Source organism: Pseudoalteromonas sp. SG44-17 (genome assembly GCF_014164235.1).
GTDB classification, from domain to species: domain Bacteria; phylum Pseudomonadota; class Gammaproteobacteria; order Enterobacterales; family Alteromonadaceae; genus Pseudoalteromonas; species Pseudoalteromonas rhizosphaerae.
Genome location: NZ_JACJEV010000013.1, coordinates 25,196 through 46,587, shown reverse-complemented (window position 1 = coordinate 46,587; position 21,392 = coordinate 25,196). Strand labels below are relative to the sequence as shown.

The following is a 21,392-nucleotide window of genomic DNA, read 5'->3' as shown; positions in this document are numbered from 1 at the left end:
AATGGTTTATTTTTCTAAACCAGTTTTACTATACAAAGATACTTTGTTTGATACCAAGGTTATTTCAATGTTTTTACTGTCATCGCCCCATGTGCAATTTGTGTGTAGGGTTTTTTCTACACAATTATCAGCGCTTCCTAAAATTGCTTCTACTGCAGTTTTGTCCATGCCAATTTCGATTTTCTCGTAATTATCTAAGTTTACTTTTGAGCAAGCTGCTAGGCTTAATGTTGCAGCAATAATTAAAAGTTTTTTCATTCGGTCATCTTCCTTTATTTAGTGGTTAAATTTTCTAATTTGTACAATCATGCCCATTTTTGGATGATCAAAATAATGAATGTCGCCACTTATCACACGTTTGAATTGTGAGAACCGAGCGTGTTGGATTTCACCAGTTACTTGGATTTCATTTACGTCAAAGCTGGCATTAATAAATAAATAATGGCGCAAATAAATATTAAAAGTGCCATCTAATTCCCACTTATCTGCATTTTGCTCAATTGCAGGGGCTATGAACTGATTAGGACTGACTAAACTAATAAAGTCATTATTTGTATACTGTGGCGTTTGCGCAATCACAGGTGCGTGCAATAATTTACCACCAAACAGTTTAATACTTTCAGAACGAGATTGGCTCGCCCCTTCAAAACGCCACCCGGTGTGAAGTATAGGTTTGAGGCCTTTACGCAGTAGTTCTTGTTGCTGTGATGTAAATTGTAGCTGTTCGGGAGCAAGTAAGTAGGTTTGCTCCATATCATCTTTAACAGGCGCTAATGGGCTCAGTGGTAACACTGAATAACTGCGCAGGTAATCGATGTTGTTATCGCACAAATTAGAGCGGTTTACACCAATCACAGAATCGGTTAACGACTGTGAATTAAAGCGAGTGTCGCCGTTGATACATTCCTGCTTAGCTTGTTCAATATAAAGTGGTGTCAGTAAATCAATGCTACGTTTAGCGTTAATTGGTTCTTTAGCTAAGCTAAAGTCTTCTTGCAAATAAGGGGCTGGGCGCTGTTTGAATATCAGTATTTCTACTTCAAACCAACGTTCTGCAAATGCTGTGCTACTAAATACACAGCATAGTAGGATAAGAGATTTTTTAAGCAACATTAATGGCTAACCTTTTTTTCGAAATCCGCAATCATTGCAGTGACCATTTTTAAGCGTTCGCGGGCATTCGCTTCATTGATCGCAAAGCGCAACTTATTTGCACCATCCATTTTATACACCTTAGGTGCACTTTGTATCAAACCTATAATGAAGCTAGGGTTAACCTTAGTATGTTGACTAAACTCAAAATAGCCACCTTTTGGATTTGCTTCAATTTTTTTGATGCCTAATTCGCTGGCTTTGAGTTTCAGTTGCTGCAAACTAAATAGGTTTTTAGTTGCATCAGGCAGCAGACCGAAGCGATCAATCAGCTCAACTTGTAATTCGTCCATATCATCTAGGTTAGCGCAGCTGGCAACCCGTTTGTAAATACCTAGTCGCGCATTTACATCGTGAATATAATCTTCAGGGAGTAAAGCGGCTAATTTTAAGTCCACTTCACTTTGTTGTTGTAGCAAGTTATCAAGGGTAGGCTCTTTGCCTTCACGAAGAGATTTCACAGCTTGCTCAAGCATTTCCATATATAAGCTAAAGCCGATGGTTTGCATTTGTCCTGATTGATCATCACCAAGCAACTCACCAGCACCACGGATCTCTAAATCGTGGGTTGCGAGTGCAAAACCGGCACCTAAATCTTCCAGTGACTCGATGGCTTCAAGGCGTTTTACAGCATCTTTCGACAGCCCTTTAGGATTACCCGTTAATAAGTAAGCATAAGCTTGATGATGGCTGCGACCAACTCGACCCCGTAACTGATGTAACTGCGCTAAGCCTAGTTTATCGGCTCTATCCATAATAATTGTATTGGCTGTGGGGATATCAATTCCCGTTTCAATGATGGTAGTACATACAAGTACGTTGTATTTCTGGTGGTAAAATTCGCTCATCAGTTGTTCTAAATCACGTTCGCGCATTTGGCCATGGGCAGAAGCGACGCTTGCCTCAGGTACCCACTCACTAATTTCTTCTGCCACGCGGTCAATAGTTTCAACGTTATTATGTAAAAAGTATACTTGGCCACCGCGCTTTATTTCCCGCAATACCGCCTCTCTGATCAAATCTGCATCGCGTTGACGAACAAATGTTTTAACCGCTAAGCGTTTTGCAGGAGGGGTCGCGATGATTGAAAGATCACGCATACCACTCATGGCCATATTTAATGTACGTGGGATTGGTGTTGCAGTGAGTGTTAAAATGTCAACATCGGCACGCAGTGATTTTATCTTCTCTTTTTGACGTACCCCAAACCGGTGTTCTTCATCGACAATGAGCAAGCCAAGATCTTTAAATATAATATCGGCTTGGATCAATTTGTGAGTACCAATGACGATGTCCAAGGTACCTTTAGCCATTTTTTCTAGGGTGTCTTTTTGTTCTTTAGGCGAATTAAAGCGAGACAGCACACCGACTTCAATGGGTAAGTCGGCAAATCGATCTTTAAAGTTTTCAAAGTGTTGTTGTGCAAGCAAGGTAGTTGGTACTAAAACCGCTACTTGTTTATTGTCGTTTACAGCAACAAAGGCGGCGCGCATCGCAACTTCAGTTTTGCCAAAACCTACATCACCACAGACTAACCTATCCATTGCTTGTTTACTTTGCATATCACCTAGCACAGCTTCGATAGCGTTACGCTGATCGTCAGTTTCTTCAAATGGAAACCCATCACTAAATACGCGATAAGCAGCATCATCAAGGGCAAATGCATTACCAGCTTTAGCTTGACGCTGGGCGTAAATATCGAGTAATTCAGCGGCCACATCACGTACCTTTTCAGCCGCGCGTTTTTTCGCTTTCTCCCAAGCATCAGATCCCAGTTTATGCAGCGGTGCACTGGCTTCTTCGCCACCAGAATAACGACTGAGCATATGCAGGGCTGACACTGGCACATACAACTTTGCTTCATTGGCATAGGTAATGGTTACAAACTCAGTGATCAGTCCCGCCGCATCAATCGTTTGCAGACCTTGGTAGCGGCCTACACCGTGGTCCAAGTGTACAATCGGTTGGCCAACTTTAAGTTCAGCTAAGTTACGGATGAGCGCATCTTGGCTAGCTTCGTATTTATGTTTACGACGGCGACGCTGGGATACTTTAATGCCAAGTAATTCTTGTTCAGTAACTATGGATAATGCGGGCTTTGTACCAAGTACTACACTTTGTTCTAGTGGGCTGACAATTAAGCCAACATCGCTACTGCTATTTACAAATTCATCGAATGATGAAAACTCTTTAAACTTTAAGCCGCTGGGTTTAAGTATAGCGAGCAGAGATTCACGGCGACCATCGGATTCTACTGACAGTAAGATACGGCCTTTTTGTTTCTTTTGCGCTGCTACATAATTTATAAATGCTTGATAGGGGTCATGTAGTTTATGATCAATGCGTATTGCGGGTAACTCGCTGGTGACTAGATTTTTATTGCCTGCTTTTGTCGCGAGTTTTGCTTGCGATAACCGAATGCGAGCAAAGTTGCCTAAATTTTCAAACAGTTCATTAATGGGTTGATAAAGTGCAACTGGCTCAAGTAACGGGCGCAGTGGATCGACTCGACGGTTTTCATAACGCACATTAATATCATGCCAAAAATGCTCCGCAGCATCTTCTAAATCTCCTAGTTGCATCACTGTTGCAGTATCTGGCAGGTAATCAAAGATAGTGGCTAATTGCTCAAAAAACAGCGGCATATAATATTCGATACCAGCAGGCCAATTGCCTTTGGTCACTTGCATATACACGGAATCTTGCGATGAGCTGGCACCAAATTTTTCACGGTAGTTTATTCTAAATCGTTCAATATCGGCTTCGTTGGTAGGGAACTCATGAGCAGGTAGTAATTCAATTTTATCGACTTTTTCATCCGAGCGTTGGCTTTCAACATCAAATAAACGAATGGTATCAAGTTCGTCATCAAGAAAATCGAGTCTAAATGGATGCGGACTGCCCATTGGATATAAATCAACAATCGAGCCACGAATGGCGTATTCACCATGCTCCATGACTTGTTGCACATGCAAATAGCCTGCTTGCTCTAAGTTACTGCGAAGTTTGTGGGTATCGAGAATATCACCGACTTTAAAATTAATCGTTGAACCATAAATAAACGAAGCAGGGGCGGTACGTAGCATCAAGGTAGACACAGGCACAATTAATACACTTTGTTGTTCTTTCTTTAAAGTATTTAAGGTGGCTAAGCGCGATGAAATTATATCTTGATGGGGTGAGAAATGATCGTAAGGCAACGTTTCCCAATCAGGGAATATCATTACTGGATGCTCGGGTAGCAAGCACTCCAACTCTGTTTCAAGGCGCAGTGCACTGGGTGTATCAGGGGTAACAATAAGCACTAAGCCATCTTGTTGTTTAACCCCTTGTGCAATGGCAATACTTAAACCACTGCCAGTGAGTTGCCCCCATTGAATTTTATCTTTTTGAGATTTTACCCAAGGCAAGGCTGCCCATTGCGCAAACGCCATTTACTACTCCTTTAATGCGCCTCTACTGAGGCGCTAATTTATTCTTAATCGCGATATATTTTGGTTAAATCGTGGTAATGATCTATACGACGGTCGCGTAGGTACGGCCAAATGCGTCTTACATTTTCAGAACGCTTTTGATCAAGTTCAACAAGTAACAGTTGCTCATCAGTGTTGTTGGTTTCTGCTAGCAGTTCACCTTGAGGACCCGCTATAAAAGAGTTACCCCAAAATTGAATACCTTCACTTTGACCACTTGGATCACTTTCATGACCGACACGATTACAACTAATCACGGGTACGCCATTGGCAACCGCATGTGCGCGTTGCGATATTACCCACGCATCTTTTTGACGTGTTTTCTCGCCTTCGTCATCACGTGGATCCCAGCCAATTGCGGTTGGGTAAATTAATAGTTCAGCACCGGCCATTGCCATTAAACGCGCAGCCTCTGGAAACCATTGATCCCAACACACTAAGACACCAAGTTTGCCGACAGAAGTTTGAATTGGTTCAAAACCTAAATCACCCGGAGTGAAATAAAACTTTTCGTAAAAGCCTGGATCGTCAGGGATATGCATTTTACGGTATTTACCCGCAATTGTGCCGTCTTTTTCAAGCACTACCGCAGTATTGTGATAAAGCCCTGTGGCACGTTTTTCAAATAAAGAGGCAACAATAACAATGCTTAATTCTTTTGCAAGCTCAGCTAAAGTGTCGCTACTTGGGCCAGGAATAGTCTCTGCCAAATCAAATACATCAACATCTTCGGTTTGACAAAAGTACAGACTGCGATGTAATTCTTGTAACACCACCAGTTGTGCGCCTTGGCTTGCGGCATCGCGAATACCGGCAATTGATTTTGCCATGTTTTGTGCGGCATTATCACTGTTACTTTGCTGCACTAAGGCAACGGTTAAATTTGCAGGGCTGCTCATAATGATGCTCCAGCTAAAAATCCACGGGGTAATTGCATAGTAATGCAGTGTAAACTACCAAATTGATGAATAATTGGTAAGCAGTTTACGCCTATTATTTGATGCTCAGGGTAGGCCGTTTGAATTTGTGCTAAGGCTAATTCGTCATTGGCATCAGCATAAATAGGCACAAGTATAGCACCATTAATGATTAAATAATTTGCGTAGGTGGCAGGTAACCTGTCGCCATCATCATTAAATACGGCTTTTGGCCATGGTAAATCAATTAAGGTATAAGGTTTACCTGTTGTTGTTTTAAAACCTTGTAACTGCTTTTCCATGGCATCAAGAGCGCTGAAGTGTTGGTCATTTTTATCATCACACTTTACATACACTAAGGTATCATTGGGCGCAAAACGCACTAAAGTGTCGATATGACTGTCGGTATCGTCACCAGCTAAATAGCCATGATCAACCCATAAAAAGTCGGTGGCGCCAAGTTGTTCACGCAAGCACTGTTCAATGTCTTGTTGGGTTAGATCTGGATTACGATTTGGATTAAGCAAACATTCACTGGTGGTCAATAGTACACCGTGTTGATCAATCTCTACACCGCCACCTTCAAGAACCAAATCAAGCGCTTGGTATTGATTGCGCGTATCGGCAAGTTGTTTAACTAGTACCGCATTAATTTTATTATCTAATTCACTGGTAAATTTATTACCCCAGCCATTAAAGATAAAATCAACAATTTTTAGTTGGCTATTATCAGCAACTGCGGCGCAGGTTAATGGGCCATGATCACGTGCCCACGTATCGTTACAGGGAGTAACAACAAAATGCACGCGGCTCAAATCAACAGCGTTGTTGCGCAATAATTGGCTAATGTGTGTTTTTAAGGCTTCATCATGAGCGATGATCACTAATTGCTCTGCATTACAAATATGCTGACATAATTGCACGTATACAGGCTCTACAGCGGTTAAATTGTCGCACCAATCAGTGGCTTGGTGTGGCCAAGTGAGCATAACGGCGTCTTGCTCAGCCCATTCGGGTAAAAGTCTAAAGTTCATGAATTTAATAAACAAACAAAGGTGCTATTAGTTTAGCATTTCAACTATAGCCAAGCCACTTCAAAATGAGGGTTGCTAGTAGCTATATTATTCTGGTTTTGTTGGCTCTGTTGTGTCTTGGGTATCAAAGTTGTCGCTTTCATGTTGCAGCAGCTGACGCTTTTTCAGTTGTCTGGTTTGTGCATGTAAACTAGCACGTACCACAAGTTCTTGATCAGTATCGCGGATGGCTTTAAAAAGTAGGGTGTATTGGTAGTATTCATCGTCAATCTTATTAACTGCAACTACCTCGGTGTAACAATAAATAGCAGAGGCTTCATGCTGTAAAAATAATTTAGTGCGAAATGCTTGGCCAATAGAGTAGACTTTTGTATCGGTTAGTTTGACACCGCCACCGCCGTAGCTATCACAATAAATGGCGTTATCTTCGGGCTGCTCTGAGGCCAATATATGGCTCATGATCAAGTCGATTTTACGCGATTGTGCTTGTAAAAATACGGCAAGCTCTTGTGCCAAATCACCAAGGCTACGCAATGGTCTTAACGAGCTTTGCTCTAATTCACTAACCTCATTGGCCAATTTAAATAACGGTGGGATATCTGCTTCTAGTTGCGCTAAGGTAGTAGGCACTTTGCTATCGTCAACAGCAAATAAATTTACTCGATTACTTTCATCAATCTGAAAGTACTGCTCAAACTCGGTTAATTTTTCACTATTCATCATAAGGCTCCTCGACGCAATAGTTTAATAGTAGCGCCGACAGTATAAAATTGCTAGTTATCAAATTACCATAAAAAAGGGCAAACCACTGTTTGCCCTTATATTTTTGTAGCTGAGCTTAAATCATAAATTACCCTCTTGGGTGTCGACATGTTCACGCTTGTGGTGGCTTGCAATTTCATCGGATAAATCTGCTCGCGAGCGTTTTTCAGTAAGTTTGCGCTCAGTTAACCAATAAAAGAACAGTGGTACAAAGAACACGGCAAGGAAGGTTGCTGCCATCATGCCGCCCATAACGCCAGTACCAACGCTATGACGTGCACCTGCACCGGCGCCTGAGCTCAATACTAATGGCACTACACCTAAAATAAAGGCCATCGAAGTCATGATGATGGGTCTAAATCGAAGACGGGCAGCTTCAAGTGCTGCAGCGCTTGCGCTCCAACCTTGTTGATGTTTCATCAATGCATATTCAACAATCAAAATGGCATTTTTACTGGCTAAACCAAGTAAGGTCACTAAGCCGATTTGGAAGTACACATCGTTAGTCATGCCTACTAACCAGATTGATACCAATGCGCCAAAGGTTCCAAATGGCAATGCTAGCATCACCGAGAGTGGCAATGACCAACGCTCATACAGTGCTGCAAGGATTAAGAAAACCATGATCACCGCAAGGCCTAAAGCAATTCCTGTGGTACCTGAGCTGCGTTTTTCTTGATACGCAGAGCCGGTCCAGTCGTAGGTCATATCAGGTGGTAATACTGCTTTTGCAATACGTTCAACTTCAGCAATTGCTTGGCCAGAGCTGTAACCGGGTGCAGCATTACCGAGCAGTTTTACCGCAGGCAAGTTATTATAACGATTTAGACTTTCTGGTCCGCGACTATATTCAATATTAGTAAACGCAGACATAGGAACCATAGCACCTTGACTATTTTTTACATAAATTCGTCCAATGTCATCAGGCTTCATTCTAAATTCAGCTTCTGCTGACATAAGTACTTGCCAAGCTCGGCCAAACTTATTGAAGTCGTTCACATAATATGTACCCAGTGTGCCGGCAAGGGCTGTAAAGGCATCGTCAATTTCAATGCCCATCGCGCGGGCTTGTTCACGATCTACATCAACTTTAAGTTGCGGTGCATTTGGTCGCCACAACGTTTGTAGGCCACTTAAAATAGGGCTTTTTTGTGCTTCAGCCATCATTAAGCCCATGGCTTGTTGCAGTTTTTCTGGGCCACCTGCGCCTTTGTTTTGAATATAAAATTCAAATCCGCCAGTGCTCCCTAAACCAAAAATAGCAGGGGGGTTAAACGCTAAAACAAGTGCTTCGTTGATATGCGCAGTTTTCATAAACAGCTCATTAACCAAACTTTTAGTATCAATCTCTCGTTCATCCCAATGTTTTTGGGTGACGAATAAGGTGGCTGCACTGTTTTTATAACCGCCGCCAATAAAATCAAAGCCTGTAAATGCCACCACATTTTCATTGGCAGGATTAGATTGTACGGCGCTAATAACTTCAGCCACTACTTTTTCTGTACGCTCAAGGGATGAGCCATCAGGTAAGAAAATAGCTGAAATATAGTAGCCTTGGTCCTCATCAGGCACTAATGAACCTGGAGTGCTTTTCCAAAGGCCAATGGTAATTGACACCATACCAATCATCAGCAATAAACCTAATGCGCCACGGCGCACCATAAAACCAACAGCACCCACATACTTACTGGTTATTTTAGTAAATACACGGTTGAACCATAAAAAGAAGCTTGCGGTTTGTTTATGCTCTTGTTTTAAAATAAGCACACATAAAGCAGGGGTCATTGTTAGTGCAACTATGCCAGATAAGCTCACAGCAATTGAAATGGTGATCGCAAACTGACGGAATAGTTCGCCAGTTAAGCCACCTAGAAATGCAATTGGCACAAACACTGAGCAAAGTACTAGAACAATAGCAACAACAGGTCCTGATACTTCTTTCATTGCTTTTATTGCGGCTTCATGGGCGCTCACATGCTCTTCGTGCATGATACGCTCTACGTTTTCAAGTACCACTATGGCGTCATCCACTACGATACCAATAGACAGTACCATACCAAATAAAGTCAATGAGTTAATAGAATAACCAAGCATATACATGCCAGCAAACGTACCAAGTAATGACACCGGTACGGCAAGAGTTGGGATCAGTGTGGCGCGCCAATTTTGTAAAAATAAGAACACCACTAAGAAAACCAGCACCATTGCTTCAAGTAGTGTTTTCACTACTTCGCGGATCGAGACTTCAACAAAACGGGTGGTATCGTACGAATTTAAGTGAGCAAGTCCAGTGGGAAATTGCTGAGTTAACTCTGCTAATACACCATTAACTTCTGCTGCTACATCAAGTGCATTGGCACCAGGTTGTAGGAAAATACCTAATAGTACTGCTTCTTTGCCGTTGATAGTGCCTCTGAAGTTATAATCTTTTGCACCAAGTTCAACACGGGCAATGTCTTTTAAACGTAAGCTACTGCCATCAAGGTTTGAACGAATAATGATTTCTTCAAATTGTTCAGGCTCTGATAAACGCCCTTGAGCGGTAACACTGTAAACCAGCTCTTGCGCTGATTGTGAAGTGGGGGTTGCACCAATCGAACCTGCTGCATATTGAGAGTTTTGGCTGCGAACTGCCCCTGCGACTTCTTCAACAGTAACACCGAGCTGACTCATTACATCAGGGCGCAGCCAAATACGCATGGCGTAATCTTTCGCGCCAAAAATTTGTACGCTCGTTGTACCAGGAACACGTTTAATACGGTCTAAAATATTCAGGGTGACATAGTTTGAAGTCCATAGACTATCACGAGTGCCGTCCGGTGAATAAAACGCATGAACTTGCAAAAAACTCGATGAACCTTTTTGCACCACCACGCCTTGGCGCCGTGTTTCTTCAGGTAAACGAGCTTCAACTTGCTTTACACGGTTATTGACGTTAACTGCTGCTTGGTCAATATCGGTGCCAATTTCAAACGTTATTTCAATGGTTGTTGCACCAGAGCTTGTCGAGGTTGAAGACATATACATCATGCCTTCAACACCGGTAATCGCATTTTCAATCGGCGCGGCTACGGTTTGTTCGAGTACTTCAGCCGACGCACCCGGATAGGCTGCTGTCACTTGCACAACGGGTGGGGCAATTTCAGGGTATTGTGCGATCGGCAAGCTGCGCATGGCAGCCAGGCCCGCCAGCACAATAACAATTGAGATCACAAACGCAAAAATAGGTCTGTCGATAAAATAACGAGAAAACATAAAACTCCCTGCGCCTATTCTGCGCTTACGTTGTTTGTTGCATTGTTAACGGCCACTGGCATGCCCGGGAAGAAAATCTTTGCCATACCATCGATGATCACTTCATCGCCTTGCTGTATGCCTGATTTAATCAACCAAAAGTTTTTATCACCTTGATTATCTGGCTTTTGGATCCACTCACCTACTTCAACGGGAGCTGGGCGCGCAATCGTGCCGCCTTGTTCATTTTTAGCGACTACATAAACAAATTTACCAGTGCCATTATCAAGTACCGCACGTTGCGGTATTACAAATGCATTTTTGCGTACCGCACCACTTAACATCACTCGCACAAATTGACCTGGGCGAAGTTCAAAATCAGTGTTGGGGATAATTGCTTGTAGTTCGCTGGTGCCGGTATTTGGATTAATACGTACATCAGAGAAGTTAACTTTGCCACTTTTATTGGAGAGTGAACCGTCTTGTAATTTTATGCTCGTGTGCCACTGACCTTTTTCTGGCAGCGTTAAAGAGCCATTTGCAACATCTTGACGCATTTGTAATTGTTCACGCTCAGAAATACCAAATCGTAAACGAATAGGATCAAACTGGGTAATTTGCGTTAATAATAGATCGGGACCTGATACAAAAGTACCTACCGACACAAATTCACGGCCCATTACTCCAGCGACAGGTGCTTTTACTTGCGCATATTGTAAATTCAGTTGGGCTTCTTTTAATGCAACTTTCGCGGCCTCTAACGTCGTGTTAGCAATATCTTGGGTGGAGCTGGCGTTATCGTAATCTCGTTGTGAGACTGATTTCTCAGCACGTAGTTTGGCTAATCGTTTCACTTCACGTTCGGCTTGCACTAAAGATGCTTTTGCACCATTAAGAGCTGCTTGCGCGCTTTCAACCGCCAATTGATAGGGGGCTAAATCCACAGTGAAAAGTGACTGACCTTGCTTAACTGTCTGGCCTTCATCAAAGTTACGAGATTCTAGGATCCCCGTTACTCTGGCACGTACTTGAACTTCTTTAGAACCTGATAAGGTTGCCGGTAGTTCAATAGTGAATGGGGCATTTTCATAGGTTGCTATAGTTGTTGCCACAGCTGCTGGATGCATTGCTGCTTGCTCAGTTTTAGGTGCTTCACTACAACCTTGTAGAAACAGCGAAGCCGAAGTAAATAAGAATAAAGATAATTTTGATAGTGCGAAAGACAGACGCATGGTTACTCCACAGTTCCAATTGTTAAGTATGAATAATTTATAATGTTTTATAAGCTAAAAGCATGACTTACGTGGTGCTTAATCCCTATAGCTTAGTTACATACGAGTGTATACCCTAAATTTTTACAGGTACAGGCTCGTGTTTATTTTTCAGTATTTTTTAAAGCTCAAAGTAGTTTGATACCTTAGAATTTAGATATTCTGTAAAGCTGTTTATAAAGTAATGAAGTCATTACTTTGTATGACAATAGCTTAATTATGAAGTGCTGTAAGTGCTTTGTTAGCGAAACAGCTTTAATAACCACAAAATTAACAAATTGCCTTGTAATTGGCGCTAAAACTCGTACCCTAGGAGTAATAATAATAGCAAGGGTAAAGTTAATAATGACGCGCAAGCCGACATTATCTACAACATTTATTGATCTGTCTTCACAGTTGCGACGTTTTGTTTCGCGCATTGTACAACCAGATGACGTGGAAGATATAGTACAAGAAACCTTTGTTAAGAGCTATCAAGCTGATTTAAAACAAGATATTAAATATACACGCAGTTATATGCTAAAGACTGCTAAGCATTTGGCGCTTAACCACATTGCTAAATGGGATAATCAGCATTGCGATTCATTAGATACCTCTGATGATTATCAGCAGTCGTTGAGATCTATGCAGCTTGAGGATGAAGTGACCTCAAAAGAGCGCTTTTTATTGTTTTGCCGTGCTACTGAGCAACTAAGCCAGCCAGTGCGAAAATGTTTTATTTTAAAGAAAGTATATGGCATGAGCCAAAAAGAAATCGCAGCGCAAATGAAGTTAAGTGAAAGTACGGTTGAAAAACATATTGCCAAAGGTTTGTTACAATCTATGCGCTACATGCAGCAACATGAGCAGTTAGGTGAGCACAGCAGTGCCACTATTGAACCTGCCAGGAGGGTGGGAAAATGAGTAATATCCATCAATTTTCGTCTAAAGATGCTATTCAAGCAGATGCCAGTCGTTGGATAAGTGCTATGGATAGGGGCTTATCAAAGCAAGAACGTATGCAATTTCAGCACTGGGTGCAACAAAATAAAGCCCATCAAGATGCGGTATTTGAGTTAGCCCAGTTATGGGATGAACTGAGCGTATTAAATGAGTTGAGTAGCTTATTTCCCAATAAAAACAGCATCAATAAGCCTGCCCGCAGAGAAATTAATTTTTCGATTGCGGCAAGTGTCTTTGCCGCATTGCTAGTTGCCAGCTTTATATTTGTTGGTATTGAGCAGTGGCCAACAACACCACAAGAACAAGCCAAGTACAGTAAAATTTACCGTACTAAAGTCGGTGAGCAAGCAACGTTTGTGCTACCAGATAGTACGATTGTGCAATTAAATACCAATAGCTTATTAGAAGTTGCGTATACAAAAAACCGCCGACAACTGATTTTAAGTCGAGGCGAAGGACGTTTTAATGTTGCTAAAGATGCCGCACGTCCATTTACGGTGATGGCAGGCGATAAGTCATTTACCGCACTGGGGACTGTTTTTAATGTGCAACGTAATGCAGCATCGGATCTTGAGCTGGTTGTTACTGAGGGTAAAGTGATGATCACGGATCCTTCGGTTGCCGTAAATGCTGATGATTTTGTACAATTACAAAGTGCTAGTAATGATACAGACAGTGTGAAAAAAATTAATGCTAGTATTGTTATCTCTGGCGAAAAAGCATTAATTAAAGAAAGTATTACCAAGCCAATCAAACGGTTAACACAAGATGATGTACAACGGGATCTAGCATGGCAACAAGGTATGCTAATTTTTAATGGCGAGTCGTTAAGCGAAGCACTGCAAGAAGTGAGTCGCTATACCGCAACGCGTTTTGAACTTGCTGATCCTGCATTAGCTTCTTTAAAAGTGGCTGGGGTGTTTAAAGCCGGTGATATTATCGGTTTACTTGATAGCCTGCGCATCAATTTAGCCATTGAGCATGAACGTTTAGGTGAACATATCGTAAGCCTAAAACACGGTGATCACAGCTAAGCTTTATGCTTGCTCTTTGATTTAAAGTGTCAGAAGTTACAATGGTAAATATAAAAAGTAAAAAAATAATTAATAAAAAAATAGGATTGCATAGCGGATTATTCTTTCTCAACTGTTTGTATAAGTTGCGCAGTAACCAAACGTATCCAATTTGTGGGTTAATTGTATTAGCACCTTTAGTATTTAGCCTAAAAGTTCAGGCTGAGGCTGCAAATCCACAGATGGTACAATTTGATATAAAAGCGCAGCGAGCAGATCAAGCATTGATAGAGTTTGCAAAACAAACAGAACAAACCGTGGTTTTTTCGTTTGATTTAGCAAAACAATACCAAGCTCAATCAGTGTATGGTTATTACACTCAGTTAGAAGCGCTTAGTACAATGCTGAAAAATACTGAACTCGATGCGGTTGTTGATCAAAATGGTTTACTGAGTATAAAACTCAAACAAATCAATAGGAATGATAACAACATGAGAAAGCTTTCAGGGGTCAGTGCTGCTGTAATACCACTTTTAATGGCAACCAATAGCCAAGTTGCTAATGCACAAGAACAAGCCGCTCAAGAAAATATTGAAAAAATCGCCATCGTTGGTAGCCGTGTAGCAGGGCGTTCGGTCGAAGACTTACCCGTACCTGTTGATATCTTAAGTGCTGAAGCGCTAGAAAATACCGGACAAACAGAAGTCGGCCGTATGTTACAAGCTATCGCACCGTCTTTTAACTTTTCAAGTTCATCGATCAGTGACGGTACTGATGCACTACGACCTGCTACTTTACGTGGCTTAGGGCCAGATCAAACATTAGTACTTATCAATGGTAAACGTCGTCACCAGGCCAGCATTATCCATATTAATACATCTGTAGGTCGTGGTACCGCAGGTACAGATATGAATGCGATCCCAGCTGCTGCAATTAAACGTATCGAAGTATTACGTGATGGTGCGGCTGCGCAATATGGTTCAGATGCGATTGCGGGTGTTATCAACATCGTATTAAAAGATGCTGATGAAGGCGGTAAAGCCGCGGTTAATTATGGCCAGTATTCTGAAGGTGATGGCGAAACCGTTACGGTTGATTTTAATAAAGGCTTTGCCTTAGGCGATGATGGTTATTTAAATACCACTATCAACTACCGCGACCGTGCACCTACAAATCGTGCCGGTTTACATGGCTCTTGCCAGTTTTATGGTTGCACAGAGCTTGATGATGGCACGCTGTTAGCGGGCGATCCTCGTGAGCTGACTGCACCACGTGATACATTTAGAATTGGCGATGCAGACTCGCAACAATTTGCTTTAACTGTGAATTCTGGATATGAACTAGCAGGTGGCGAGTTATATGGTTTTATTACTTACTCAACTCGTGATAACGAATCAGCGGCGTTCTTCCGTCATAATGCCAATGCTGATGGCAACCCAGTTTTACAAGATGGTGATGCGGTGATCCCGATGGGCTTTTTGCCAATGATCAACACCACCATTGATGATATCTCGTATAACTTTGGCTTTAAAAAAGAGTTTGATAATAGCTCTAGTCTTGACCTGTCATACACCTATGGTGAAAACAGCATCGATTATACCACTAGTGACACTATCAATGGTTCATACGCTAATTTGTTACGTTATGATCAAGGTTTAAGTGCTGATGATATTCGTGCCACTATTCCTCGCCAAGCGTATGCGTATGGCATGGAGTTATCACTGCAAACAATCAATCTTGATTTTACACAAGACTATGATAATTTTTCACTGGCAATGGGTGCCGAGCTTCGCACCGATGAATATCGTATTTTAGAAGGCAGTGAATACGCTTACCGTGATTATGATACTAATAATGGTGTTAATATTTACGATGGTATGAGCGGTGGTATTGGCAGCGAAAATGCAGCAGGTGGTACACAAGGTTTTGGTGGTTCATCGCCGGAATCTTCTGTGGATGAATCACGTGATGTGATTTCGTTTTACCTTGATGCTGAAACTTACATTATTGATGATGTAATTATCTCTGGCGCACTGCGTTACGATAACTACAAAGGCTTTGGTGATACGGTTAACTTTAAGTTAGCGGGTAACTGGTCGGTGACTGATGACGTTTCACTGCGCGGTGCGGTGAGTACTGGTTTTAGAGCACCATCAATGCAGCAATTGTACTTCAATAATATTAGTACTCAGTTTGTAGTCGGTCCTAATGGCGATCTAATTGCAGAAGAAGTTGGTACTTTTAGAAACGACAGCACACTTGCACAGAGTATTGGTATTCCAAAACTTAAAGAAGAAAAGTCACAAAACATGAGCTTAGGTATTGTGTATAACGTGACGGATAATATTAATGTTACCGTTGATTATTATTCAATTGATATTGACGATCGTATTGTGATCAGTAACCGTTTAGGTAAAGGGTTGTCATCAACGCTAGATGCTGCATTGGTTAGTTCTGGCGCAGGTGCAGGGCAGTTTTTCTTAAATGGTGCAGATACCGAAACGCAAGGTGTGGATTTTGTTGCGACATGGAACACGGAAGGCTTAGGCGGTACCCTAGATTTTACATTAGCGGCTAACTTTACTGAAACCGATGTGGTTGATTTATTTACTCCTGCGGGCAGTGGTTTGGAAACGATCCCTGTCGAAGATGTATTTTCTTCGCAAGAAACCTCAATCATCGAAGAATGGCAACCACAAGACAGAGTAAACTTAAGTGCATTATATCGCCTTGAAGATTGGACGGTAAACTTATCGCTCAATCGTTATGGCGAATACACGGTTGAAGATGGCGGTCGCCAGACTTACGGCGCTGAAATTCTTACCGATATAAAAGTAAATTATTTTGTCACAGATAACTTGTCACTAAATATTGGTGCAAACAATTTATTTGACGTTTACCCTGATAAAAATACCATAGGTAATTCTCGCTCAGGCACAATTGTTGATGCTTCTGGTAATACTATTATCAGTTCAACCGGTGTATTTGAGTACTCACGCCGTTCAGCACCATTTGGTTTTAACGGTGCTTACTACTATGTAGGTGCTGAATACCGATTCTAAAAATAACTTCTCCTACGTTATTTAGTTTTGAAGGGCCGTCTGGCCCTTTTTTTGCTTTTAGTGTGATGTGAGTGCGATGGGGTAGTTATCATACTCTTTGATATTATTCATTACTGTCATTAAAGTTTGATGCGTACTGTTTTCGTCTGCAGCTATTTGTACTGTGGCGATATTATACTTCGCAGCAAACATCGCAAGGTTAGTGGCAACTTGGTTTAAGTCAATTAATCGCCCCGCAAAATACACCGCATTGCTTTGGTCAATACTAAAATGAGCACTTTTAGTTTGTTTATCAATACTGGGTTTATCTACAGGACGTTGCAGCTCTATTGCCACAGGTTTTACAAATGAAGTTGTAACAATAAAAAATATTAAAAGTATAAATACAATATCAAGCATCGGCGTCATATCAACGTCAGCGTTTTGTGGGTTTACATGTTGTTTATTTCTCATAATGGAACCTTGTTATTTTTGATAAAATGCTGCGGCGCCACAGCGGGATAGTAGGTACCTATTAATAAGCCTAGACGATTAAAATCATGCTGTGGTTAAATAAATATGCTATTTTTATTAATTATTTGCATTGTTTTGTTATAAAAATCATTTAACTATAATTATGAGCATAAAAAAGCCCAGCGCGTGGCTGGGCTCTCATTTAAGCATTGTGGTTAATGCTTCTGCATACGGCTCATCTCCGTATGACAGCTTTGCATGGTCAGTAATACTTTAGCGAGGGCGGCTTCACAATCGTGCGGTTGTGGTTTTTTCATGGCAGCTTTAATTTCTTCAAGTGTTTTATCTTCCACTTCTTCAAGCTCTTTGACATAAATTTGGTCGTTGTTGGCACTAAATTTTGTGATCAGTGCGGTATATGCTCGGCGAGCTTCAACAGCAAAAGACGAACCATCTTCTCGTTCACCTTGCTGATTAATAGCGTAAGGCTGTAAGTTTTCAACGCTGACTTTACGTGCGTCTATCATACGCTGAAATAGCGCACCAATGGCTGGATCTTGTACTTTTTCCTGCGCCTTTTCATAAAAGTCGATGCCGCTGTTCATTACTTGGATAATGTCAGTGATATGATTTACTTCGTTTCCTTGCTGGGCATTCATAATATTGACCTCTTTAAGTTAAATGAATATTAAAGTTCAAGTAACTTAAAGCAATTGCCATTCCATTTTTAAATTATTTTAACATCATGATTATTAATACTTTTAAATTGATGTTTGCTTACTTGAAAATACCAGTAAGCAAATTTTACAGGGCTTTTGTAAGAGCGTTACTTTAATTCATCTGCAACTTCGGCTACTTTTTGGCGTAACCAAATATGACTGGCATCTCTGTGAAGTAATGGGCTCCAAATCATATCTAACTCAAATGGTGGTATAGGGAAGGGAGGCTCCAGAATTTGCAAACCGGGATCATCTAAATAAATATTAGCGGCTTTTGAAGGGAGTGTCGCAATCAGGTTCTTCTCTTTCGCTAGATGTATTGCAACGTGGTAATTACGGGTGAATGTGGCAATATTTCGGTGTTTACCAAAGTGGGCGAGCGCTTCATCAACCCAGCCAAGTTTTTGTACGTCTTTAGGATCCATACCAACCCCGACACCAAAACCTGTTTTACTTACCCAAATATGCCGAGCTTTTAAATAACTATCGAGGCTAAAATTTTCAATGATCGGGTTGTCAGCTTTTACTAAACAACAAAAGCTATCTTTCCAAATACGTTTGTGATGAAACGACTGCGGTAGGTTTTCGAAACGATTTATTGCCATATCAACTTTACCGTTTTCTACATCATGAAAAGTAACATCACTTGGAGTGAGAATATCGAGTGTGGTATCCGGCGCTTCATCGTGTAATTTACTCAGTAGCTTAGGTGCTAAGGTGCTGGCAGCATAGTCACTGGCCATAATCCTAAATACCCGTTTGCTTTGGCTGGCCTCAAATTCACGGTTTGGTGCAAGCGTTTCTTCTAATGTCATTAAGATGCCACGGATCACCGGCTGCAATTCAATAGCTCGTTCAGTGGGCACCATACCATCACTGGTGCGTACTAAGATCGGATCGTTAAACAGGTTACGTAAACGTTTTAAACCATTACTCATTGCCGGCTGTGTAATGCTAAGCTGGTTTGCGGCGCGAGTAACATTACATTCGCGTAATAAGGTGTCGAGATAAACGAGTAAGTTTAAATCTATTTTACTGATATTCATTGTGTGTCCTTTCGTCTACCATTGATGGATAAAACGCTGCGCTGCTGGATAAGGGTAGATATGGCTAACGACCCCTGCTTTTATATTTCGTTGCGCTTGCTGCCAAAATGCGACGTCTAATAGTTCTGGATGTGTTTGGCTGAAAACTGCTTTGTATTGCGGGTTTGGCATTACAAAAGTGCATAACTGCTCTGGAAATACATCTTGTGGTGCCACAGAGTAACTTTGCTCATTGGTTAAGTAGTCATCATAACTTTTTGCTTTAGGCAATGCCCTAAAGTTCATGTCTGTTAAATATTGCACTTCATCATAATCATAAAAAATAATGCGTTTGTGTTTACTGACACCAAAGTTTTTAAGTAACATATCGCCTGGGAAAATATTAACGGCGATCATTTCCTTGAGTGCTTGGCCATATTCTGCAATGGCAACAGCGGCATCTTCAGTATTAGCTTTTTCTAAATATAAATTCAGTGGCGTCATGCGTCGCTCAATATACATATGTTTGATGATCAGTAAGTCGCCTTCGATGATCATTGATGAACCAATAGTTTGTTTAAGCTGTGCAAGCAATGTAGCGTTAAAACGCGCAACAGGGAATACGACGTTAGAATACTCTATGGTATCTGCCATACGACCAACCCGATCATGGCTTTTAACTAATTGGTAGCGTTTGAGAACGGTATCGCGGCCAAATGGTTTACTTTCACCAAATTTGTCTTTAATTATTTTAAATACATAATCAAATGAAGGTAGGGTAAATACCATCATCACCATGCCCGGTGTGCCAGGGGCAATCACAAAATCATCACTGGAGCGTTGTAAATGGGTTAAAAACTCGCGATAGAACTCGGTTTTACCTTGTTTATGAAAGCCAATGGCATTGTAAAGCTCTGCTAAGGTTTTGTTGGGCATTAGTTGGTTTAAAAACCGAACTAATGCGGAAGGAGCGTGGGTTTCAACCATAAAATAAGCGCGAGCAAAGCCAAAAATAACCCGCATTTGTGATGAGTTAGTCAGTAAAGCATCGAGATACAGACCTTGCTCTTGATGATGTAACACCGCAATAATAAATGGCTGCACACCACTTTGTGATACCACACGGCCGACAATATAGGCTGCTTTGTTGCGATAAAACGGCGTTTGTAATATGTCAAAGCGCATTTGCCACGCACGGTGATGGGTGTCGGGTGCTTGTTTATAAAACGCCTTTACTAAAAGTCGTATATCGCGCTCTAAATTAACAAAATCGGCTTTAAAATCAAATTGATTAATTATTTTACGGATAGTGGGCTTTAAGCCGTCTACAACAGGAAAGTAGCTGCGGTATTCTGCTTCTACAGGAAGCGCAGGGGCATCTGCTAAGGTGGCTTTTACAAAAATAAAATTATTATTAAAATAACGTCGATGAAATAAGCGGCAAAACACAGAGTTATAAAATGTTTCGGCTAATTCTGCTTGTGGATGAAACGTTAAAAAGTGCTGGTAGATTTGTTTTGTTTGCAGCCAGAGTGATTCATCCAGTTGATTGGCTAATTGCTGATTTTGTAGTTGCTGGGTGGTTTCGTTAACCCGATCATCGTAATAAGTGATCCGCAAGCGACTAATGTCGTGCATTTTTGTCCAGTTTTTATTTGCAAATGCCAGAGGTGCTTGTGCGGTGATCTGCTGAAATAATTTATAATGCTTTTTAAAGCCATTTAAAATTAGCTCGGCAATGTTTTGTGGTTGCATGAACGGGTACTCCAAAATGACCTGTAGAGTATATGCTCTACACATGTTAAGAGTATGCTAAATATTGGTAAAACCCAATAGTTTATTCATAACGTTTCAGTTTTTTTTCGAGTGCAGAGAGCTGTTTGTTGGTCGTTTTGGTGTTTTTGGCAAACGTTTTATTGATCACTTTTAGCTGCTTTTTTATCTCTTTACTAAGCTTTTTTTTATCATCATCACTCATTAAACGATTAAGCCGTTGCAGTTGCTCGTATTCAGCGCGATCACGGTCACGACTCAAAATGGCGAGTTTATATTTAACGCTGCGTATCTCAGCGTTGAGATTACGAATAATTTGTTCACGCTCAAGAGAATTAAGCGCTTTGACATGATTTACATTGGCCGGAGTGACGTTGGGCGACACTGCTATTTTATGTTGCGTTGCCTGCCCGCCACAGGGAAATTGGCTAAAAGTAGTACCTCTGTCGGTTACGCACTTGTAATATTGATCTGCGGAAGCCGCCTGATCAGCAACAAATAGCAAACTAATAAAAATAACGAAAAGAGTACACAGTTTCATTACGCTAGCCTTCCCTAGTTA

General features: G+C 41.3%; 16 protein-coding genes. 3 read left to right on the top strand and 13 right to left on the bottom strand.

Annotated elements, in window-relative coordinates; translation table 11 throughout:
* Nucleotides 1–6: 6 nt before the first annotated feature.
* The 8 genes from H5182_RS11205 to H5182_RS11170 form a co-directional block, all read right to left on the bottom strand.
* Nucleotides 7–258 (bottom strand): DUF3862 domain-containing protein, encoded by a 252-nt coding sequence (locus H5182_RS11205; protein WP_145233537.1) that lies wholly within the window; start codon nucleotides 256–258, stop codon nucleotides 7–9.
* 18 nt (nucleotides 259–276) lie between these two features.
* Nucleotides 277–1,113, bottom strand: a complete 837-nt coding sequence (locus tag H5182_RS11200) for a peptidoglycan binding protein CsiV (protein ID WP_145233539.1) — start codon at nucleotides 1,111–1,113, stop codon at nucleotides 277–279.
* Nucleotides 1,113–4,586, bottom strand: coding sequence for a transcription-repair coupling factor (gene mfd, locus H5182_RS11195; protein WP_182760029.1), 3,474 nt, complete (start codon nucleotides 4,584–4,586; stop codon nucleotides 1,113–1,115). Before mfd ends, H5182_RS11200 begins: the two co-directional genes overlap by 1 nt.
* 44 nt (nucleotides 4,587–4,630) lie before the next feature.
* Complete coding sequence (locus H5182_RS11190) at nucleotides 4,631–5,524, bottom strand: carbon-nitrogen hydrolase (protein ID WP_182760028.1); 894 nt, start codon at nucleotides 5,522–5,524, stop codon at nucleotides 4,631–4,633.
* Nucleotides 5,521–6,576 (bottom strand): agmatine/peptidylarginine deiminase, encoded by a 1,056-nt coding sequence (locus H5182_RS11185; protein WP_182760027.1) that lies wholly within the window; start codon nucleotides 6,574–6,576, stop codon nucleotides 5,521–5,523. The genes H5182_RS11190 and H5182_RS11185 overlap by 4 nt, the downstream gene beginning before the upstream one ends.
* Before the next feature lie 87 nt (nucleotides 6,577–6,663).
* Nucleotides 6,664–7,296, bottom strand: a complete 633-nt coding sequence (locus H5182_RS11180; RefSeq protein WP_145234077.1) for a PilZ domain-containing protein — start codon at nucleotides 7,294–7,296, stop codon at nucleotides 6,664–6,666.
* A 123-nt stretch (nucleotides 7,297–7,419) separates the two neighbouring features.
* Nucleotides 7,420–10,593, bottom strand: a complete 3,174-nt coding sequence (locus H5182_RS11175) for an efflux RND transporter permease subunit (RefSeq protein WP_182735221.1) — start codon at nucleotides 10,591–10,593, stop codon at nucleotides 7,420–7,422.
* 14 nt (nucleotides 10,594–10,607) lie between these two features.
* Entirely contained in the window at nucleotides 10,608–11,804 is a 1,197-nt protein-coding gene (locus H5182_RS11170) for an efflux RND transporter periplasmic adaptor subunit (protein WP_182760026.1), read from the bottom strand.
* 384 nt (nucleotides 11,805–12,188) lie between these two features.
* Between H5182_RS11170 and H5182_RS11165 the strand changes: the two genes are divergently transcribed.
* From H5182_RS11165 to H5182_RS11155, 3 genes are read left to right on the top strand one after another with little or no spacing between them, the layout of a single operon-like run.
* Nucleotides 12,189–12,746, top strand: coding sequence for an RNA polymerase sigma factor (locus H5182_RS11165; protein WP_145233553.1), 558 nt, complete (start codon nucleotides 12,189–12,191; stop codon nucleotides 12,744–12,746).
* On the top strand, nucleotides 12,743–13,819 hold the full coding sequence (locus H5182_RS11160; protein ID WP_145233555.1) for a FecR family protein: 1,077 nt from the start codon (nucleotides 12,743–12,745) through the stop codon (nucleotides 13,817–13,819). The genes H5182_RS11165 and H5182_RS11160 overlap by 4 nt, the downstream gene beginning before the upstream one ends.
* Nucleotides 13,820–13,860: 41 nt before the next feature.
* On the top strand, nucleotides 13,861–16,860 hold the full coding sequence (locus tag H5182_RS11155; protein ID WP_404936216.1) for a TonB-dependent receptor plug domain-containing protein: 3,000 nt from the start codon (nucleotides 13,861–13,863) through the stop codon (nucleotides 16,858–16,860).
* Nucleotides 16,861–16,917: 57 nt separating this feature from the next.
* Here the strand turns inward: H5182_RS11155 and H5182_RS11150 are convergent, their stop codons facing one another.
* The 5 genes from H5182_RS11150 to H5182_RS11130 form a co-directional block, all read right to left on the bottom strand.
* Nucleotides 16,918–17,313 (bottom strand): biopolymer transporter ExbD, encoded by a 396-nt coding sequence (locus tag H5182_RS11150; protein ID WP_145233557.1) that lies wholly within the window; start codon nucleotides 17,311–17,313, stop codon nucleotides 16,918–16,920.
* A gap of 215 nt (nucleotides 17,314–17,528) precedes the next feature.
* Nucleotides 17,529–17,972, bottom strand: a complete 444-nt coding sequence (locus H5182_RS11145) for a PA2169 family four-helix-bundle protein (RefSeq protein WP_145233559.1) — start codon at nucleotides 17,970–17,972, stop codon at nucleotides 17,529–17,531.
* A 167-nt stretch (nucleotides 17,973–18,139) separates the two neighbouring features.
* Complete coding sequence (locus H5182_RS11140) at nucleotides 18,140–19,078, bottom strand: LysR family transcriptional regulator (protein WP_145233562.1); 939 nt, start codon at nucleotides 19,076–19,078, stop codon at nucleotides 18,140–18,142.
* A 15-nt stretch (nucleotides 19,079–19,093) separates the two neighbouring features.
* A complete protein-coding gene (gene aceK, locus H5182_RS11135) occupies nucleotides 19,094–20,812 on the bottom strand; it encodes a bifunctional isocitrate dehydrogenase kinase/phosphatase (protein WP_182760025.1) in 1,719 nt (572 codons plus the stop codon).
* An 82-nt stretch (nucleotides 20,813–20,894) separates the two neighbouring features.
* Entirely contained in the window at nucleotides 20,895–21,371 is a 477-nt protein-coding gene (locus tag H5182_RS11130; RefSeq protein ID WP_145233567.1) for a DUF4124 domain-containing protein, read from the bottom strand.
* Nucleotides 21,372–21,392 lie beyond the last annotated feature (21 nt).